The sequence below is a fragment of the Corynebacterium sp. ACRQJ genome, from assembly GCF_022346045.1.
Classification (GTDB): domain Bacteria; phylum Actinomycetota; class Actinomycetes; order Mycobacteriales; family Mycobacteriaceae; genus Corynebacterium; species Corynebacterium evansiae.
The window spans coordinates 37576-56620 of sequence record NZ_JAKRMT010000004.1 but is presented as its reverse complement, the minus strand read 5'-3'; the positions used below and the strand labels follow the sequence as shown (position 1 = coordinate 56620).

Below are 19045 nucleotides of genomic sequence, written 5' to 3'. Positions count from 1 at the left end.
CTAATGTCCGCCTGTTACGCTGTGAACTTGTGGGTATTTCTAGCAAGTCCGCGCTGGCTGTTTGCAGCGCCATAGGTCTGGCCTTCACGACCGTCGCATGCTCTGACTCCGAGCAGCCGCAAGCTAAGCCGGCAGATGTGGCCGTGCCGGGCGTCAAGGTGGAGCTTCAAAGCCGCGGGGCTTCTCCCCAGGAGCCGATCGCCTGGTTCTCGCAGGAGGGCAGCCAGGAGGTCACGTACCACGCCACCCAAGGATTCGCTCAGCACACTGTTGGTGCCGCTAAGGATGATGACGCCACCGCGTCGGCCACCGACGCCTCAGAGACGGCGAAGGAAGACGAGCAGCCGGATGTTGACGAGCTGGACTACGACGAGGTCACCATGAACTTGCCCTTGTCCGCCGAGGTCACGACTGACGGTAAGGGGCGCCAGACCAATGTGACCGTGGGCGAGCCAACCGGCACCAACGACGAGCGGAACGAGGACATCGCCACGGCCGAGGGCTTCAAAATGACCACCGAGCAGGAGGTGGACGGGCGCGCGACCTCCCGCAGCTACACGGCCCCTGACGAAGCCAGCGCCACCGCCCGAGCCAGCGTGGAATCCGCGCTGAACCAGATGAACGACTTCCCCCTGATCTTCCCCACCGAGCCTGTCGGAGTGGGCGCGAAGTGGACGGTCTCCAACCGCGTGGACGGCGACATTTCGATGACCCAGAAGGTCACTTATTCCCTGCTGGAGCGCGAGGGGCAGACGGTCTCGCTCAAGGTGGAGGTATCCCGCAGCCCGGCAGTGGCTACGTTGGCGCAAACCGATCTGAAGGTGCTGGACGTCAAAACCGAGTCCAGCGGGCAGATCGCGCTGGATCTAAACAAGGTGCTGCCCACCCGGGGCCACATCAACGTGGAGACGAAGGTCACCTACGGGCAGGATGATTCCCCAGTCCGCGTGGTGCAAACCTCCACGTCGAAGTCGAAGTGGACCCCTGAACAGTAATCCCCCCCAAAGAACAGTGACCTAAGCGACCTAGAGGTCCTTGCACATCGGCGGTACCTGATCCGGCAGGACGTTTTCCACCAGGGTGCAGGCCCAGCCCTGGTCCAGCTTCCACTTGCCATCCTCGCTGACGAACTCCACGTCGCTGACCACGTGCGGCTCCTGGTCGGGCACGGTCAGGTTCACGGTTGCGTTAACGTTGCCGGGGGTCAGGCTCGGCAGTACGGGGTCGACGACTTCGAGGGTTGCGCCGGACTCGGTGCGGGACTTCGTCAGGGCGTCAAAGAGCTCCGGGGCCTGGTCGCCGTTCACGACCGTGTCCACCTTTTCCTCGGTCGGAATCTCCGGGTCGACGGCGCGGTTCAGCACTCCCGACAGCTCCTCCGCCGTCGGGGTCTGGTCCTCCGCCGCCTCAGAAGACTCGACGGTGGTGGCGGAGGAAGAGGAGGTGTTGTCGGAGGAATCGTCGTCGTTGCCGCAGGCGGAAAGGGTCAGCCCGGCAGCCAGGACGGCGGAGACAGCCGTTGCGCGAGTAAAGATCTTGGTGCTGCGAGAGTGGCGCTGGGTAGAACGCACGAGAATGCTCCTTCGATGGTTGGACAATGTGATGCTAATGATCGTGTGCAATTAACCGAGTAGGAAAATGGTGCTCGGTGGCACACTGCCGTAGACAGCTGTGCACATGGAGTACACATCCCAAAATTTGGGGAACCAGTTTCCGACTATACAAGCCATGCTGTTGCAGATGTTATTCGTGTGATTTGCGCCCGTGCGCACATGGTCCTGTCCGGGCCGTCACGTACATTGGTCACATGACTTCCAGCCCCTCGCAGAACTACTTGCAGATCCCCGTCCTCGGCACCGGCGGCACCATCAGTTGCACCCACTCCCCCGAAGGCGAACTTGTACCAACCCTGACCTGCGCGGACATCGTAGATCAGGCTCGCGTGCCGGAGGGTTTCCAAGCCCTGCCGCACGACATCATGAGCATCGACTCCAGCTCCATCACCCTGCCCCAGATCGACGAGCTCGTCGCCCACATCGCATGCTTCTGCTCCCCCGCCCCGGAGGGCATCGTGGTGCTGCACGGCACGGACACGATGGAGGAATCCTCACTCGCCGCCGCGTGCGCCCTGGAGCTGCCCTGCCCTGTTGTGTTTACGGGCGCCCAGCGCCCGGGTGATGACGCCGCACCGGACGGCCCGGCCAACCTTTCCCGCGCGTTCGCCGCGCTTGCATCGGGGGAGCTTTCTGCGGGGGTTCACCTAGTTTTCGGGGATGCCATCCTGCCCGCCCGCGGGGCTTACAAGGCCCACACCACCGCCGAAACAGCCTTCCGCAATGCACTGATTGACTCCGGGAAACACGATGGCGAGTCCCCCGAAACGGATGGCACCCCCCTCCCTCCGCTCCAGGTAGCGGGGCTAAACGTGCCCATCATCGGCACCTTTGCGGGCGATGACGGGCAACTCATTCGGGCGCTGCGAGAGCAGGACAAGCGGGAGCAGGGCACAAAGGTTGGCGTCAAGGTAGGTGCCGTGGACGGCCTGGTGCTGGCCGCCATGGGCTCCGGCAACATTCCCACGGCTGTCGCCGAGGAATTGGAGGCCTGGCGCGCGGAGCGCTACACGGAGCTGCCGGTCGTAGTGTGCAGCCGGGTGCCAACCGGCGGGGTTTCCTTCGTCTACGGAGGTACGGGCGGCGGTGCTCAACTGGCCCGCGCCGGTTTCCGTAGCGGCGGGGCAATGCGTCCCAGCCAGGCACGCATCGAGTTGCTCTACGAACTCGCCCGCGCTCGCTAGTCCCCTCTCAGTTTCTAGTCCTCCGCCAACCCGTCGAGATCCCAGGCCAGACTGTCCAGCGGGTTGGCAGGGCTTAGGTCTTCGTCGTCAATGCGGAAGGTGCGGGTCTTCCCCGGGCCGGTCGCGGCGGTCTCGAAACGCACGCTGACCACCCCGTTGCCGGCTCCCTGCACCCACCCGTGCCCGAACTCCACGTGCGATACATCCTGGGTGGCATGCCACACGGGGCGGGCCGTGGTGGCGTCATCAACCAAAGAACCAAACCCCGCATCGGTCTCGGTGGGGGCGGCGATGGGCACCGGCGGGCCGTCGAGCTCGGGGAACAGCAGCTCCTGGCGGTCGGCCACCAGCCCGGACACGCTCACCCCGACCAGGCGAAAGGCACCGGCCTGCTCGGGGCGTGGCATCAGGCGCTGGGCGAGGGCGAAGATCTTGTCGAAGTCCTCCGTCGGCGCGGGCAGCCCGGCGGATTTCGTGTGCAGCTGAAAGTCGGTGGTGCGCGTCTTGACCGTCACGGTACGCGCGGCGCGGCCATCCTTCAGCAGGCGACGGTGCATGGCCAGCGCGGTCTCGTGCAGCACGCGCATGGCCTCGGCGGTGGTGCGCGCGTCCACCTGCAAAGTCCTTTCCGCACTGACCTGCTTGGCGGGCGCGCGGGGAGCAACGGGCCGCGGGTCGTCGCCGGCAGCCATGCGCTGCACCTCCACCCCAACCGAGCCCAGGGCACCACGCACGTCCGTGATGTCGGCGACAACGAACTGGCCGATCGTGTCGATCCCCATGGTGTGCAGCTTGCCCTGTGCCACCTTGCCGATTCCCCACACGTCGCCGACGGGCCGGTCGGCAAAGACCTCCATGCGCGCCTCGCGCGGCACGACGAACACTCCGTGGGGCTTGGCCAGGTCGCTGGCCATCTTCGCGTCCAACTTGGTGGCGGCCATGCCGACGGAAGCGGGCAGGCCGGTCTCCTCCTCTACCCTGGCCTGCAGGTTCTCGGCCCAGGCGCGGGCCTCCTCGGTGCTTTCCAGCCCCTGCGGCTCGGCGAAGCCCTCGTCCACGGATAGCTGTTCCACCACGCCCGCGTGGGCGCGGATGACCTGGAAGATGCGGCGGGAGGCGGCCGCGTACACCTCCTTGCGTGGTTTAACCACCACGGCGCGGTTGTTGCACAGGCGCACGGCCTGCCCCATCGGCATCGCCGAGCGGGCGCCGAAGGCCCGGGCTTCGTAGGAAGCTCCGGCGACCACCCCGCGACCACCCAGGCCGCCGACCAGCACCGGCCTATCGCGCAGGGTCGGCCGGGTGAGCTGCTCGACGGAGGCGAAGAACGCATCCATGTCGATGTGAGCCACCCAGCGCATGCGCTTACCCTGCGGGTCTTTCTTTAGGACGCCACCGCGATGTCAGCCGAGCAGCCGTCCGCGACGTCGTGGCTGAGCTGCTCGCCGATGACAACCTTCACGTCCGTGGCCAGCACTTCCTTGGCGATCGCATCCGCGTGGGCGCGCGCCCACTCTTCCTTGTCTGCAGGCACGGAAAGGGTCAGGTGGATCCGGTCGCTGATCTGCAGGTCGGCGGCCTTGCGGGCCTCCTGCAGGCCGCGCACGCGGTCGGCGGCCCAGCCCTCGGCCTCCAGCTCCGGGGTGGTCTGGGTGTCCAGCACCACCAGGCCGTCTTGGCCGGAAACCTCTGCCGTGTGCTCCGGCTCGGCAGCCACGAGCTTCCGAGTGAACTCGCCATCCTGCAGCTCGATGCCGTCGGCGGTAACCACGCCCGCGTCGTCGACGGTGTAGTTGCCGGACTTCACGGCCTTGATGACGCGCTGGACGTCCTTGCCCAGACGCGGCCCGGCCACACGTGCGTTGACCACGACCTCGAAGCCGCCGACCTGGGCGACGTCCTCGGTCAATTCGACCTGCTTGACGTTCACCTCGTCGGCGATGATCTTCGTGAAGTCCTCCAGAGCGCTGGCGTTCGGCAGTGCGACCGTCAGCTTCGGCAGCGGCAGGCGGTTGCGCAACTTGTGGGACTTGCGCAGGGAGCTCGTGGCGGAGCTGACGGCGCGCACGGCATCCATAGCGGCGACCAGCTCCGCATCGGCGGGCAGGTTCTCGGCCTTCGGGAAGTCCGCCAGGTGCACGGAGCGCTCTCCGGTCAGGCCACGCCAGATCACCTCGGTGGTCATCGGCAGCAGCGGAGCTGCCGCACGGCACAGGGTCTCCAGCACGGTGTACAGGGTGTTGAAAGCCTCGGGGTGGACGGCGTCGCCCGCCCAGAAGCGGTCGCGAGAACGGCGGACGTACCAGTTGGTCAGAGCGTCACAGAACCAGCGAATCTCGTCACAAGCGGTGGCGATGTCCGTGTTGTCCAGCGCATCGGAGACGCCCTGCACCGTGTCGCGCAGCTTCGCCAGGATGTAGCGGTCCAGCACGTTAGTGGAGGACGTATCGTACTGCGCCGGCTGGGAGGCATAGAGGCGCAGGAAGGAGTACGCATTCCACATGGGCAGCATCGCCTGGCGCACACCCTCGCGGATGCCCTGCTCGGTGACGATCAAGTTACCGCCGCGCAGGATCGGCGAGCTCATCAGGAACCAACGCATGGCGTCGGAGCCGTCGCGGTCGAAGACCTCGTTGACGTTCGGGTAGTTGCCCTTGGACTTACTCATCTTCAGGCCGTCATCGCCCAGCACGATGCCGTGGGCCACGACCTTCTTGAAAGCCGGGCGGTCGAACAGCGCGGTGGACAGAACGTGCATGGTGTAGAACCAGCCACGGGTCTGGCCGGAGTACTCCACGATGAAGTCCGCCGGGGAGTGAGTATCGAACCACTCCTTGTTCTCGAACGGGTAGTGCTTCTGCGCAAACGGCATGGAGCCCGACTCGAACCAGCAGTCCAGCACCTCCGGCACGCGGCGCATGGTGGACTTGCCCGTCGGGTCGTCCGGGTTCGGGCGGGTGAGCTCATCAATGTCCGGACGGTGCAGCGAAGCCGGCTTGCGGCCGAAGTCGCGCTCCAGCTCCTCCAGGGAGCCGTAGACATCCATGCGCGGGTACTCCTCGGAGTCGGAGACCCACACCGGGATCGGCGCGCCCCAGTAGCGGTTGCGCGAGATGTTCCAGTCGCGCGCGCCCTCCAGCCACTTGCCGAACTGCCCGTCGCGGATGTGGGAGGGCATCCACTCGATCTGCTCGTGATTCAGCTCCACCATGCGGTCGCGGAACTTCGTCACGGCCACGAACCAGGACGGCAGAGCCATGTAGATCAGAGGCTCGCCGGAGCGCCAGGAGTGCGGGTAGGAGTGTTCAATCGTCTGGTGGCGCAGCACGCGGCCAGCGGCCTTCAGATCCTTGATGATCGCCTTGTTTGCATCGAAGACCAGCTGACCCTGGTAGTCGGGAGCCAAGGAGGTGAACTTGCCGTCCATGTCCACCGGGATCTCCAGGTCGATGCCCGCTGCCTCGCAGGTGAACATATCGTCCTCACCGAAAGCCGGAGCCTGGTGAACCACGCCGGTACCGTCGGCGGTGGTGACGTAGTCGGCGCACAGCACGCGGAAAGCTCCCGGCTTAAACTGACTACCCTCGCTGCCCTCGCCGGCGCCGGCCTTCTCGCCCGCACGCTCCGCGAAGTACCCGAACAGCGGCTCGTAAGTCATGCCCTCCAGCTCTGCACCAGTGAACGTGCCCAGAACCTCGGCCTTCTCGCCGAGCTCCTTGGCATATGCCCCGCGCAGGTCGTCGGCCAGCACCACGGTCTTGCCGTGCATGCCCTCCGCGCCGTCGGCACCGGCGGCGTCATCCCCAATCCGCACCGCGGCGTAGGTCACCTCGGGGTTAACGGCCAGAGCGAGGTTCGCCGGCGTGGTCCACGGGGTGGTCGTCCAGCCGATGAACGCGGCATCGGCGAGCTCCGGGTGCTCGGCCAGGGTCTTCACAGAGGCCGTGCCCTCGGTCGCGCCGGTGATCGGGAAGGTCACCGTGATGGTCGGGTCCTGGCGCATCTTGTAGGAATCATCCAGGCGGGTCTCCTGGTTGGACAGCGGTGTGTGCTCCGCCCAGGAGTACGGGAGAACGCGGAAGCCCTGGTAGATCAGGCCCTTGTCGTAGAGAGTCTTGAAGGCCCACATGACGGACTCCATGAAGCCCGGGTCCATCGTCTTGTAGCCGTTGTCGAAGTCCACCCAGCGCGCCTGGCGGGTGACGTATTCCTTCCACTCGTCCGTGTAGCGCAGCACCGAGGTCGCGCAGTACTCGTTGAAGGAGCGCATGCCCATCTCTTCGATGCCGGCGCGGTCCTTGATACCCAGCTGCTTCTCCGCCTCCAGCTCGGCGGGCAGGCCGTGGCAGTCCCAGCCGAAGACGCGGGCGACCTTCTTGCCCTGCATGGTCTGATAGCGCGGGACGATGTCCTTGACGTAGCCCGTCAGCAGGTGGCCGTAGTGCGGCAGGCCGTTGGCGAAGGGCGGGCCGTCATAAAAGACATATTCCTCGTTGCCCTCGCGGGAAGAGACGGATTCGTTGAAGGTGCCGTCCTTCTCCCAGTACTTCAGCACGTTCTCTTCGAGTGCGGGGAAGGCGGTCGAACCGCCGTTGGACATATCGACGCGCGGGTAGGCGCCGCCTGCTGGGGTTGCTTCGCTCATGGTGTGCTACCTGTTTCTTCGCTCTTTTTATTGACGCCCACAGTTGTGCTGTCGGCGACGTTCTCGCTAGAAAAACAGGGACGCATCGGCTAAAAAGCCTTGCGCGGTACCACCCTGATTGGCGTAATTCGTGATACGCCCTCTTCCTCACTTACGGCGATAACGTGCCGCGACTCCGCCTGGGTCTAATAAGCGCCCGCTCCAGCTCTCGCGTGTGGGTGCGGACACCGTTCTTCCAGGAACGCTCCCCGGTGATGGCCGGATCAATGCGTACTTTTGAAGGATATTCAGTTACGGCTCCTACCCTACACTGCCGTGTGCAGGATAAGAGCCTTAGCCCTCAGCGAGCCTTTAGCGCTTGCGATGGCGGATCAGATCGTAGACAAACAATGCCACGCCGATCAGGGCTACGGTCACGCAGATCCAGGCCCAGGTGGTGGATCCGACAGCGAGGCTAACGACAAGGGCCGCAAAGCCGAGAACCGCCAGGAGGATCGCTGCAGCGAGCATCGTTACTGTTTCCTCCTGGCGGTCGGTAGTGACCGGTCATAACCGGCCGTGGCCAATTTCTAAGGCGCGGGGGGCTACTAGTTGTTTTCGCCCTCAACCTCGATGGAGCCGGCCGGTGCGGCGGTGCCGCGGCTGTTCAATTCCTCCAGCTGAGACTCCAGGAAGGTCTTCAGGCGGGTGCGGTACTCGCGCTCGTAGGTGCGCAGCTCCTCGATGCGTGCCTCGAGGGTGGTCTGCTGCTTCTTCACCGTGTTCATGATCTCGGTGTGCTTGCGCTCTGCATCTTCCTGCAGGGCGTTTGCCTTCTCCTGTGCGGAGCGGATCTGCGCCTGGGACTGAGCAGTAGCGTCGGAAATCATGACCTCGGACTTCTGCTTTGCGTCTGCCAGCTGTGCGTTGGACTTCTCCTCCGCGTCTGCCAGCATCTTCTCGGAGCGGGTCTTCGCATCTGCCAGCTGAGCCTCGGAGCGCTTCTGTGCGTCCGCCAGGGTGTTCTTGGAGCTGCTGTCAGCGTCATCAATGGTCTTCTTCGCGGTGGCGCGAGCCTCTTCCAGCATGGTGTTGGACTCTGCCTTCGCATCGCCGGTCAGGCGGTCGGCCATCTCCTGCGCCAGGGACAGCACGCGGGCTGCCTGCATGTGGGTCTCGGCGGTTGCGACGCCGGACTTGCCGTCGCCGGAGGCGGCCGGAGCGACAGCAGCTGCGGAAGCCTGGGCCGGAGCCTGCTTCTTGGCATCCTCAGCGGCCTTCTCAGCCTTAGCAGCGCGATCCTCGGCTGCCTTCAGCTTGGCCTCGTAGTCAGCCTTGACCTTCTTCTCGATCTCGGCGACGTTCGCCTGGGAAGCGGCCTGCGGCTGCGCCTTGCCCTGCTGTGCCTGAACCTCAGCGCGGGCGTCCTTGCGAGCCTGCTCCAGCTTCGCGGAGTACTCGGACTCGAACTGGCCACGCAGGTCGGACTCGATCTGGCGACGCAGTGCGGCCTCGTCAACCTGGGAAGCGCCAGCAGCGCCTGCCGCACCGGCGCCAGCAGCACCAGCGCCCTTCGCAGAGCCGGACTCCAGCTGCTCGACCTTCAGCTTGAGGTCGGAGTTCTCGTCCTGCAGTTCCGCAAGAGTGTCCTCCACGAGATCCAGGAACTGGTCGACCTCGTCCTCGTTGTAACCACGCTTGCCGATCGGCGGCTTGCTAAAAGCTACGTTGTGCACATCAGCCGGAGTGAGTGGCATAGGTTGTCCCTTTCCCTTTCGGATTGCCTCAAAGTGCTCGAAGGCGTTCGCAACAGTAATGAACTATTGATGGTTTATGAAACAGCTACAAAGCATACCAGCATAAGCTGGTTCAGTCTCAACTTTAGATCGAGATTAGCCGCGTAGCGCGGCATAACACCGTATAGCTCAGCCTCAACAATAATTTATTGCAGCCACATCAACACCACAGACTGAGCCTCACCCCCTGGTTTCACCCCCCATACGAAAGTTTTCCAACTTTCTAGCTTGAACACGTAACGCCAGAAACGCGCCGACGATGTAACAGGTGAAGGGAATGAGAAAACCGCCACCGGCCAAGACCCACATTCTCGACCGGTAGCGGCTTTCGTCACTACACACGACATCTCCGCAGCCTCACTCACTTACCGCGAAGATGTCTCTAATCTTAGCCCCGTGAACGGATATTCACAACAGCTTGCTGAATATCTGTTTCATTCGTCTCCCCCCGGCATCCACCCCCTTAGTTTTATAACTTTAAGGATGCGCTGATATCGGCCTCGCTAGTGAACTTCTAGCGAACTTTGTAGCCGAAAATCCCCCACAATTTTTTAGCTGTAACGTCGCTGCACCCCGCACTGCACCAGCTTTGCACCGGCTTTGTATCGGCACCGTACCGTCGCTGTACGGTCGCTGCGCTCCCCCCGGTATTAGCGAATGAATGCCCCCAAGAGCATGCTCAGCAACTGCAGTCCGAAGAACAAAACCAGTACGGAAACATCCAGCCCCACGCCACCGAGCTGCACCGGCGGAATCAACTTCCTTAGCGCCTTCACCGGGGGATCTGTAACCACAAACAGCGGCTCAGCCACAATGCTGAACCAGCGCTGCGGGCGCCAGTTGCGGGAAAAGGACTGAATCATTTCGATAATGATGCGCAAGATCAGAATCAGAATGTAGAAGCGAATCAGCCACATCAACAGAAGCAGGATTTCGTTCACTTAAGAGCTCTCTATTGGTTAACGACCTTTTAGGGGTTAAAGACTTCTAAAACGGCTGGCGCGCAGACTAGATAGTCTCCGCGATGGCATCCAGCTGATCCTGCGCCAGGGTTACGCCCTTCGGCAGCAGAATGAAGTTACGCACACCCTTAAGCTTCTTCAGCTGTGCATCCAGGCCGCGGCTCAGGCCAGCGGCGAAGTCCAGTACTCGCTTTGCCTCGCCCTTTTCCATTCCGCTGAGGGAGAACACGACAACCTCGCGAGCCTTGAGGTTTTCCACCAGCTCGCCAGCCTGGGTGTAGGAGCTCAAGGTAAAGGACACGAAGGCCGAAGGATCCTTCTCCTCCACCGGAGCCTCCGCGTAGGAGGAGGAATAGTGGCTTCCGCCGCGGGAAGAGTAGCGATCCTCGCGGTCGCCCCGCTCTGCGCGGTCAGCGTACTCGGAACGGCCATAACGGCCGCCGCGCTCGGCGCGATCGCCAAAGTCACGCTCAGAACGGGAACGGTAGGAAGGTTCGTGGGCATCACGCTCAACACGGTCTGCGCGATCAGCACGGTCGCGCTCGCGAGAGCCGTAGCCGTCGCTGTAGTAATCCGTGTTGTAGGTTTCCACGGAATCAAAACCGAAGAAACGCTTGGTCTTGTCCATGAAGTTTTCTGACATTGCTCTGTAGGAACCTTCCGTTGGTTGAATCTCTTAGCTTGTTAAGGACTGCATGCAGCTATGTGGTTTAAAGTACTGGTCGCGCGCCCATTATATCCGTACCGACACGCACCAGCGTGGAGCCTTCCGCGATGGCAATCTCCAGGTCGCCGCTCATTCCAGCGGAGTACACGGGAGCGCCCGTCACGCGGTCTGTGATGCGCTCGACGAGCTGCCGACCCCGGGCAAAAACGGCTGCCGGATCGGCGTCCAGCGGCGGTACCGTCATCAGCCCGCGCAGCTCCAGGTTCTCGGCCGCGGCCACGGCATCGGCCAGTTCGTCGATGTCCGCCTCCACTGCCCCGCCGCGCTGCGGATCACCGTCGGCGCTGAATTGCAGGAGCACCGGCAGGCGCTCGCTTCGATCGCCGCGCTCCAAAGCCAGGCCCGCGCCGCGATCCAGCGCATTCAGCAGCTTCAGCGAATCCACGGTGTGCACGGCGGCTGCCCACCGCGCAACGGAGTTCGCCTTCTTCGTCTGCACCTGCCCCACCATGTGGAACTGCAGACCTGTATCTGCCAACTGTGCGTGCTTATCGCGCGCTTCCTGTTCGCGGTTCTCGCCGACGGCGGTGACGCCCAGCTGTGTCAGCAGCTTCACGTCCTCAGCAGGGTGGAACTTGGTGATGGGCAGCAAATCCGCTCCCCCGGCCACCGCAATGCGGCGCCTGACGCGCGCCAGGTTCTCGGCGATCTCCTGCGCCCGGGGGCTCAGGTTCGCCGAGCCACCGGGAAGGTCATCGGCCACCTGGTTTTCGCTGTTCACGCTCTTCTGCTCCGTCATGGCATCCACACTACGCCCGCCTGACGGCCAGTCGTCCCCTCCCGGCGGTAGGAGAAGAAGCGATCGGCGTGCTCCGGGTCGATTGTGCAGCGCGGGTCCGCATCAATGCTGCGCACTCCGAGCGAGAGCAGTTGGCGGGTCAGACCAGCACGAATGTCCAACCCATGGGTGCCCTGGGCGGTGGTGGTTGCCGAGCCGGGAAGCTTGGACTCCACATCCGCGGCCATAGCCTGTGGCACTTCGTAGTTCTCCCCGCTGGCAGCGGCGCCGAGCAGCGCGTGAATGTTGCTGGGCACAGCTCCCAGGTCTTCCATGCGGGCAATGGTGCGACGCAGGATTCCGTTGCGGGCTCCCATTCGCCCAGCGTGAACCGCAGCGATCACGCCCGCGTCCTCATCGGACAGCAAAACCGGAACGCAGTCAGCGGTGAGGACGATCAGCGCAGTACCTCGCAGGGTGGTAATGAGGGCGTCAGTAGCCTCGATGACGGGCGACGCAGGAGCCTCAGCGGGCGCAGAAGCGACAAGGTGGTCGGCGGTGACCTCCGTGACGTTCGGCGAGTGGATCTGCTCCATAAACACCAGGCGCCCCACGTCCAGGCCCAGCACATCCGCCAGACGCTGGCGGTTGTGAGCCACAGCCGCCGGGTCATCGCCCACGTGATCGCCCAGGTTGAACGAGGCGTAGGCGCCCGTAGAGATCCCACCGTTGCGGTCGGTGAAGACCTTCCGCACCTTCGGGCTCTGGTTGTGGCTCAAAGCAAGCTCCTTAGTTTGGCATCTGGCTGCATCTGGCTGCATCTGGCGAGGTGGTATCCGGCGGACTAGTTGAAGTCCGGCAGATCCAGGTCGTCCTCTTCCTCAGTCAGATCCACGCCAGAGTTGGTGGAGTTCTGCGGCTGTTGCGGAGCGGAAGTGAACAGGCCACCGCCCTGGTTGGACTGCGGCTCCGGCTGCGCGTGCTGCGGCACGGTGCCACGGCGCTGCGCGAAGCTGGACTGGGTGCCAGCCTGCGGTGTGGCCGGATCGGCCTGCGCGGAGCCCGCCTGCGGGGCTTCCTGCCCCTGCACTGCGTACTGGGAGTTCTGGCCAGCCTGCGGGGCCTCCTGGCCGCCGAACAGGTTGGTCGACTGTGCAGCGCCGGCGCCTGCAGCCGCGCCCGCGCTCTCCTGCGCGTGGTGCGCACCGGAGCGCTGGTTGTTGGACGTCGCGGACGGGGAATCGTCGAAGCCGGTGGCGATGACCGTCACGCGGACCTCGTCGCCCAGCTGGTCGTCGATGATGGTTCCGAAGATCAGGTTGACGTCCTCGTCGGCCTTCTCCTCCACCAGGTCCGCGGCCTGGGAAACCTCCAGCAGGCCCAGGTCGGAGCCACCAGCGAAGGAAAGCAGCACACCCTTCGCACCCTCCATGGTGCTCTCCAGCAGCGGGGAGTTAATAGCCGCCTGGGTGGCCTTTACCGCACGCTGGTCGCCGCGGGCGGTGCCGATGCCCATGAGGGCGGAGCCCGCGTCGGTCATGACGGAGCGCACGTCGGCGAAGTCCACGTTGATCACACCCGGGGTGGTGATCAGCTTGGTGATGCCCTCAACACCGCTGAGCAGCACCTCATCGGCCTTGCGGAAGGCCTCCATCATGGACAGCTGTTCCTCGGACATCTTCAGCAGCGAGTCGTTGGGGATAACGATCAGCGTGTCGCAGACCTCGCGCAGGGCCTCGATGCCCTCCATGGCCTGCTTGCTGCGGCGACGACCCTCGAAGCCGAAGGGGCGGGTAACCACGCCGACGGTCAGGGCGTTCTGCTTCTTCGCGATGTTCGCCACGACCGGGGCTGCACCCGTGCCGGTGCCGCCACCCTCACCTGCGGTAACGAACACCATGTCGGCACCGGCCAGGATCTCTTCGATCTGGTCCTTGTGATCCTCGGCAGACTTGCGGCCAACGTCCGGGTTAGCGCCAGCGCCCAGGCCGCGGGTCTCCTCACGGCCGATGTCCAGCTTGATGTCCGCATCGGTCAGCATCAGAGCCTGTGCATCGGTGTTGATGGCGATGAACTCCACGCCCTGCAGCTGCTCGTCGATCATGCGGTTGACGGCGTTTACTCCGCCGCCGCCGACACCGACCACCTTGATCTCGGCGAGGTGGTTTCCAGGATTCGTCATGTGCGCTTTTCCGCCTTCCTAAAGAATCTTTCGTGCTTTGCGGTTTACCGGTTTGCTGTTGCGTCCATCTTCCTAGCCGTCAAGCATTTAGCGGTGCACATTTTTGGTGGCGTGTCGTATCCTTAAAGTTCAACTTAAAGCTTAAACTGGGGTTTCATCCCCACTTCAGCCCTGCCTGACGGTGGGCATGGCGGGGTTCGAAACGTTCCAATTTCCCTCGCGTCCCAACACAATTCGGGTCGCCTCGGCCTTCTCATCCGCCCTATCTGCCGAGCCCCAATACACAGCCTGATTAGGGAAGAAGAGGCGAATGCTGTCCGCCGACTCAGCCTCGATCCCCTCCAGCTTCCCGCGCAGATCATCCGAAAGCGCAGTCAACGCCTTCGTCGCCGCGTCGATAGCCCGGGCATCATCGGCCTTAGTCTTCTTAAACTCGAAAGCCCCTTCAGGCTTCACACCCGTCAAGAACACCTGCCCATTCTCGTCCACTACGTGTGGCGTGTCGCCATCCATGACGTAGCCGATGGCCTGGTGCTCGGTCACATCGACCGTCACCGTGGTGGGCCAGGAGCGCTTAACGGTCACCTTCTCCACCCACGGCACGGCAGATACGCCCTTGGCGGCTTCTGCCATGTCCAGGCGCAGCATGTTGTCGCCCGCATTAATGGCGCTGGCCTCCCGGATCGCCTGCGGATCCGCGTTCGTCGTGCCCTGCACATCGATCTGCGACACCTTCACGATGGGCGCCGCATACGCAACCACGCCCAGCAGCACAACCAACGCGACGATCCCCGCGACGAGCCACTGCAGGCGCTTTCGCGGCGTGTTGCGGCCCTTCTGGCTCTGCTGGTTCCTCTTGTTCTTTGTTCTTGACGCCCTACTCACCCGCGATCACCACGGTCCAGCTCCAGCAGAATCTCGTCCGCCAGCATCGTCACGGTGCCCGCGCCAATCGTCAGCACCATGTCGCCACGCTGCACCAACCCGGCGACTACGCCGGCCACGCGCGAGAAGTCGGGCTCAAATACGCACTCGGTGGAGGCATCGATCTTGTCCCCAATGATGCGCGAATCCACGCCTTCCACCGGCTCCTCGCGGGCGCCGAAGATGTCCAGCAGCACCACCTGGTCGGCCAGAGACAGGGCCTCGGCGAACTCGTCGGCGAAGTTGATCGTGCGGGAGTACAGGTGCGGCTGGAAGACGGCCACGATGCGCCCACCTCGGGCTTCCACCCGCTGACGTGCGGCCGACAGGACGGCCGCGACTTCGGTCGGGTGGTGTGCGTAGTCGTCGTAGACCTCCACGTCCTGGCGAGTGCCGTGGTATTCGAAGCGGCGGCGCACGCCGTCGAAACCACCGATGCCCGCGATGACCTTCTCCACGTCCGCGCCCAGCAGCGCGCTGCCCAGCACGGCCGCGGTGGCATTCAGCACCATGTGGATGCCCGGAATGGCCACGCGCAGCGAATAGGTGCCAGCGCCCTTGCCAGCACCCTGCTGCGCGGCTCCGTTCACGGCCTCAGTCAGCCGCAAGGCGGAAACGGTTCCCTCGGCGGTCACCTCCGTGCTTTCGATGATCGCTGCTGGGGGCACGGAAGAGTGGGCGTCACAAGCTTCGGCAGTGCCATAGCCAACAACGCTAAACGGCAAAGGTTCGCCGGCCTCGGCACCGGCGATAAGCTTCTCGGCGAGCGCGGCCGAACCCGGATCGTCCAGGCACGCGACCAGGAAGCCGCCCGGCACGATGCGGTGGGCGAACTTCTCGAAGACCTCCCGGTAGGCCGCTTCCGTCTTGAAGTAATCCAGGTGGTCGGGCTCGATGTTCGTGACCACCGCGATCTCGGGCGAGTAGGACAGGAAGGAGCCGTCGGACTCGTCGGCCTCGGCCACGAAAATCTCGCCTGTGCCGTTGTGGGCATTCGTGCCCGCACGGTTCAGCTGGCCGCCGATGGCGAAAGAGGGATCCTGCCCCGCGGCCTGCAACGCCGCCACGGCCATCGACGTCGTAGAGGTCTTGCCGTGCGTACCCGCCAGCAGGAAAGCACGGCGATCCTGCAGCAACAGCGCCAGAATGTCGGAGCGGCGGAGCACCGGAATGCCTGCCTCGCGGGCGCCGACGAGCTCTGGGTTATCCTGCGGAATCGCAGCGAAGGAGGTGACGACCACCGTGGGCATCTCCCCCAGCAAGCGCAGGTTTTCCGCCGCGTGCCCCACCTGAATCTGCGCGCCGGCCGCGCGCAGCGCCATGATGCTGCGCGACTCCTTCATGTCCGACCCGCTGACCTGGTAGCCGCGGTCCAGCAGGATGCGGGCGATACCGGACATGCCGGCACCGCCGATGCCCACCATGTGCACGCGGGAGAGGTCCGTGGTCTGAGGCTGCTCGCTCATCGTGGAAGAAGATGCCTTTCTAGAAGGGAGGAATGGTTTGTACTGGGGCTGTACTGGGGCTAAGCTTCGGCGGCTGCGATGATCTTCTCGGCGATCTTCTCGGCAGCGTCCCTGTGGCCTGCGGCCAGCGTTGCCAGGCTGGCGGCGTGCCAGCGGGTTTCGTCGCGCAGCAGCGGGATGACTTCCTGGGAAACGCGGTGGCCGGTGAGCTCGGCATCCTTGATGATCACCCCGCCGCCGGCGTGGGTTATCGGGCGGACATTAAGTTCCTGCTCGCCGTTGCCGTGCGGCAGCGGCACGTAGATGCCCGGCAGGCCGACAGCGGAGACCTCGGCAACGGTCATTGCGCCCGAACGGCAGAGGATCGCGTCCGCGGCGGCCAGTGCCAGGTCCATGCGCTCGATGTACGGGACGGCCACGTAGGGAGGCGTGCCCTCCTTGACCTCCGCGGGCAGCTCAATCTCGTTCTTCTTGCCGTAGGCGTGCAGCACCCCGATGCCCGCGTCCTGCAAGGTCTTCGCAGCATCCACCACCGCGTTGTTGATACTGCGCGCGCCCTGCGAACCGCCGGTGACCAGCAGCAGCGGGGCTTCCGGATCCACACCGAAGAACTCGCGGGCCTCCGCACGCAGGGCCTTGCGGTCCATCTTCAGCACGGATTCGCGCACGGGGATGCCCACGATTTCGGCGTCCAGGCCGGAATCCTCGACTGCCGCCAGGCCAGTTCCGCCCAACTTCACTCCGAGCTTGTTGGCCACGCCCGCGCGGGCATTGGCCTCATGGACGAAGAAGGGAATCTTGAGGGAACGCGCCGCCAAGTAGGCCGGAGCGGAAACATAGCCACCGAAGCCGATCACCACGTCGGCCTTCACCTCGCGCAGCACCCGCTTCGTCTCCTTCAGTGCCTTGCGCAGGCGCAGCGGCAGTGTAGCCAGGTCCTTGTTCACCTTGCGCGGCACCGGCACCGGCGGGATCAGCTCCAGGTCGAAGCCGCGTGCCGGCACCAGTGTGGTCTCCAGGCCACGGGTGGTGCCCAGCGCGGTGATGCGCGCGTCGGGGCGCTGCGCGCGAACTGCCTCTGCCACGGCCATGGCGGGTTCAATGTGCCCGGCCGTTCCGCCGCCGGCAACGACGACTGATAGCTTCCGGTCGGCTTCTGGCTTCGGGTTCACTTTGGCTAGCGCCTCCTGTGTCGGTTATCGATAGTTCTGCGAGTCTTGCGAGCCCTCGGCGGCCCCGCCTCGTCCGCCCGGTGACGGCTACGCGGGATCGGCTTCGGGGTCGCGGTGGGCGGCAGGTCCTGCCTTCGCACTCCATCGTAGCCACGCAGACGCGACTCGCCGCCGACGCGACGGATGGACTGTTCCACCCGGTCGCGTTCGCGGCGGACGTCCTGGCTCCCCCGGCCAGCGCTCGCCCGCTGCCGGGTAACCGGCTCGCCGTAGCTATAGGCCGTCTCGCGGCGCTCGTTCCGGCGCTGCTCGCCCGCCTTGTAGCCTTGCGGTTCCGGCAGCAGAAGGATGCGGTCGATGAGTGGGCGCCCTTCGTGCTGCATGGAAGAGACCGTCTCCGGCTCATTGCGGGCGCAGTTGCACAGCAGCCCCATGGAAATGAGGGTGATGATCGCCGACGAACCGCCGGCGGAGATCAGCGGCAGCTGGATGCCGGTCACCGGCAGCAGGCCCACAACGTAGCCCATGTTGAAGAAAGCCTGCACGGTGATACCGATGGTCAGCGTTGCAGCCAGCAAACGCAGGAAAGGGTCCTTTTGTGCCAGGGACGTACGGATGCCGAACCAGGCGAGCACTCCAAACAGGATCACAACGATTGACGCGCCGAGCAGTCCCAGCTCCTCGCCCACGATGGCGAAGATGAAGTCGTTCTTCGCCTCCGGCAGGTAGAACCACTTCGCACTGGACTGTCCCAGCCCGGCACCGAAAACCCCACCGTCCGAGAGGGACAAGATGCCCTGGTGGGACTGATAGGACGAACCTTGGGTCGCCGAATCACCGAAGTTCAGGGTCAGAGCGTCCTTCCACGTCGTAATACGCGCGCCGCGGAAGCTCTGACGGGTAATCGCAAACACGCCCAGCACCGCAACGACTCCCAGCACCGCGGAGATGACCTGACGGCCAACACCGGCGAAGAAGATGAGCGCGGCGACCACAATGCTCACGGAGAACACCATGCCTAGGTCCTTCTGCAGGAGCACCAACACCAGAATCGCAGCACTCACGCCCAGGAAGGCGCCGAGGGCACTGTCAAGGCGCCTTGTGGCGCGTGCCCTGTAGGTGACCGTGGCCGCTCCCCAGACGGCCAGCGCCAGCTTCGCCACCTCGGAGGGCTGCACACCGATGGGGCCAATGCGGATCCACGAGTTCGAACCGACTTCTTCGCCACCGATACCAACGCCGGGGATCAGCACCATGAACAGCATCACAATCGCAACTACCAACAGCCACGGGGAATACTTGCGGATCGTCTCCGGGCGCATCCGTAGCGCCACCCACATAGCCACCAATCCGAGGAATACGACCACGGCTTGCTTAATAAACTCACTGAAGACGCTCGCGCCGCTAGCGTAGGAGGTCACCATCGACGATGACAGCACCATAACTAGCCCCAGGAGGGTCAAGCACGCCGTGACGACCATCAGCACCTTGTAGTTCATCTGCGGGGTGGCCAGCTGCGCGGACAACTTGCGTTGCAGGGATGCCAAGCCGCGCTCGGCGCCAGATTCCTGGTTCGCGGCCTTGCGCTCCGGCTCGGGTCGCTCGCCGTGCGGGCTGTTCTCCCTTGCGCCGGGGATGCGCCGGCGCTTCGAATTGGACGTCGGAGTGGACATCGCG

The 19045-nt window shown here is 64.2% G+C and carries 16 protein-coding genes; 2 read left to right on the top strand and 14 right to left on the bottom strand.

Annotation, left to right across the window (positions count from 1 at the left end):
- Positions 1-29: 29 nt before the first annotated feature.
- The gene (locus tag MHX52_RS03655) at positions 30-995 is read left to right on the top strand and encodes a DUF6263 family protein (protein WP_239316622.1); all 966 of its coding nucleotides are present in this window, start codon (positions 30-32) and stop codon (positions 993-995) included.
- Positions 996-1025: 30 nt separating this feature from the next.
- Here MHX52_RS03655 and MHX52_RS03650 read toward each other — a convergent pair whose 3' ends face one another.
- Complete coding sequence (locus MHX52_RS03650; protein WP_239316620.1) at positions 1026-1571, bottom strand: hypothetical protein; 546 nt, start codon at positions 1569-1571, stop codon at positions 1026-1028.
- A gap of 236 nt (positions 1572-1807) precedes the next feature.
- On the opposite strand from MHX52_RS03650, the gene MHX52_RS03645 reads away from it, so the two are divergent.
- Complete coding sequence (locus MHX52_RS03645; protein WP_239316619.1) at positions 1808-2797, top strand: asparaginase; 990 nt, start codon at positions 1808-1810, stop codon at positions 2795-2797.
- 14 nt (positions 2798-2811) lie between these two features.
- Here MHX52_RS03645 and MHX52_RS03640 read toward each other — a convergent pair whose 3' ends face one another.
- The 13 genes from MHX52_RS03640 to ftsW form a co-directional block, all read right to left on the bottom strand.
- Entirely contained in the window at positions 2812-4158 is a 1347-nt protein-coding gene (locus tag MHX52_RS03640) for a DNA polymerase IV (RefSeq protein WP_239316617.1), read from the bottom strand.
- 23 nt (positions 4159-4181) lie between these two features.
- Positions 4182-7442 carry an isoleucine--tRNA ligase gene (ileS, locus tag MHX52_RS03635; RefSeq protein ID WP_239316616.1) on the bottom strand — a complete coding sequence of 1087 codons (3261 nt, stop codon included), beginning with the start codon at positions 7440-7442 and terminating at the stop codon, positions 4182-4184.
- Positions 7443-7793: 351 nt separating this feature from the next.
- Positions 7794-7952: a hypothetical protein gene (locus MHX52_RS03630; protein ID WP_049049513.1), complete on the bottom strand. Its 159-nt coding sequence runs from the start codon at positions 7950-7952 to the stop codon at positions 7794-7796.
- A gap of 77 nt (positions 7953-8029) precedes the next feature.
- Complete coding sequence (locus tag MHX52_RS03625) at positions 8030-9178, bottom strand: DivIVA domain-containing protein (RefSeq protein ID WP_239316615.1); 1149 nt, start codon at positions 9176-9178, stop codon at positions 8030-8032.
- A gap of 689 nt (positions 9179-9867) precedes the next feature.
- Entirely contained in the window at positions 9868-10158 is a 291-nt protein-coding gene (locus tag MHX52_RS03620) for a YggT family protein (protein WP_035005451.1), read from the bottom strand.
- Positions 10159-10225: 67 nt separating this feature from the next.
- Entirely contained in the window at positions 10226-10822 is a 597-nt protein-coding gene (gene sepF / locus MHX52_RS03615) for a cell division protein SepF (RefSeq protein ID WP_070489002.1), read from the bottom strand.
- Positions 10823-10889: 67 nt separating this feature from the next.
- Entirely contained in the window at positions 10890-11645 is a 756-nt protein-coding gene (locus MHX52_RS03610) for a YggS family pyridoxal phosphate-dependent enzyme (RefSeq protein WP_070489183.1), read from the bottom strand.
- Positions 11642-12403, bottom strand: coding sequence for a peptidoglycan editing factor PgeF (gene pgeF / locus MHX52_RS03605; RefSeq protein ID WP_035005454.1), 762 nt, complete (start codon positions 12401-12403; stop codon positions 11642-11644). The genes MHX52_RS03610 and pgeF overlap by 4 nt, the downstream gene beginning before the upstream one ends.
- A gap of 65 nt (positions 12404-12468) precedes the next feature.
- A complete protein-coding gene (gene ftsZ, locus MHX52_RS03600; protein ID WP_035005455.1) occupies positions 12469-13806 on the bottom strand; it encodes a cell division protein FtsZ in 1338 nt (445 codons plus the stop codon).
- 165 nt (positions 13807-13971) lie between these two features.
- Positions 13972-14691 carry an FtsQ-type POTRA domain-containing protein gene (locus tag MHX52_RS03595; protein ID WP_239316613.1) on the bottom strand — a complete coding sequence of 240 codons (720 nt, stop codon included), beginning with the start codon at positions 14689-14691 and terminating at the stop codon, positions 13972-13974.
- A complete protein-coding gene (gene murC / locus MHX52_RS03590; RefSeq protein ID WP_239316611.1) occupies positions 14688-16196 on the bottom strand; it encodes a UDP-N-acetylmuramate--L-alanine ligase in 1509 nt (502 codons plus the stop codon). Before murC ends, MHX52_RS03595 begins: the two co-directional genes overlap by 4 nt.
- 59 nt (positions 16197-16255) lie before the next feature.
- Positions 16256-17368, bottom strand: a complete 1113-nt coding sequence (gene murG / locus MHX52_RS03585; RefSeq protein ID WP_239316609.1) for an undecaprenyldiphospho-muramoylpentapeptide beta-N-acetylglucosaminyltransferase — start codon at positions 17366-17368, stop codon at positions 16256-16258.
- A gap of 5 nt (positions 17369-17373) precedes the next feature.
- Positions 17374-19041 (bottom strand): putative lipid II flippase FtsW, encoded by a 1668-nt coding sequence (ftsW, locus tag MHX52_RS03580; protein ID WP_239316607.1) that lies wholly within the window; start codon positions 19039-19041, stop codon positions 17374-17376.
- Positions 19042-19045: the final 4 nt, after the last annotated feature.

Bases quoted from the DNA above. Each gene is read 5' to 3' on its own strand.
- MHX52_RS03630 (WP_049049513.1), bottom strand. From the start codon at position 7,952: ATGCTCGCTGCAGCGATCCTCCTGGCGGTTCTCGGCTTTGCGGCCCTT.
- ftsW (WP_239316607.1), bottom strand. From the start codon at position 19,041: ATGTCCACTCCGACGTCCAATTCGAAGCGCCGGCGCATCCCCGGCGCA.
- ileS (WP_239316616.1), bottom strand. From the start codon at position 7,442: ATGAGCGAAGCAACCCCAGCAGGCGGCGCCTACCCGCGCGTCGATATG.
- MHX52_RS03610 (WP_070489183.1), bottom strand. From the start codon at position 11,645: ATGACGGAGCAGAAGAGCGTGAACAGCGAAAACCAGGTGGCCGATGAC.
- MHX52_RS03625 (WP_239316615.1), bottom strand. From the start codon at position 9,178: ATGCCACTCACTCCGGCTGATGTGCACAACGTAGCTTTTAGCAAGCCG.
- MHX52_RS03645 (WP_239316619.1), top strand. From the start codon at position 1,808: ATGACTTCCAGCCCCTCGCAGAACTACTTGCAGATCCCCGTCCTCGGC.
- murC (WP_239316611.1), bottom strand. From the start codon at position 16,196: ATGAGCGAGCAGCCTCAGACCACGGACCTCTCCCGCGTGCACATGGTG.
- ftsZ (WP_035005455.1), bottom strand. From the start codon at position 13,806: ATGACGAATCCTGGAAACCACCTCGCCGAGATCAAGGTGGTCGGTGTC.
- sepF (WP_070489002.1), bottom strand. From the start codon at position 10,822: ATGTCAGAAAACTTCATGGACAAGACCAAGCGTTTCTTCGGTTTTGAT.
- MHX52_RS03640 (WP_239316617.1), bottom strand. From the start codon at position 4,158: ATGCGCTGGGTGGCTCACATCGACATGGATGCGTTCTTCGCCTCCGTC.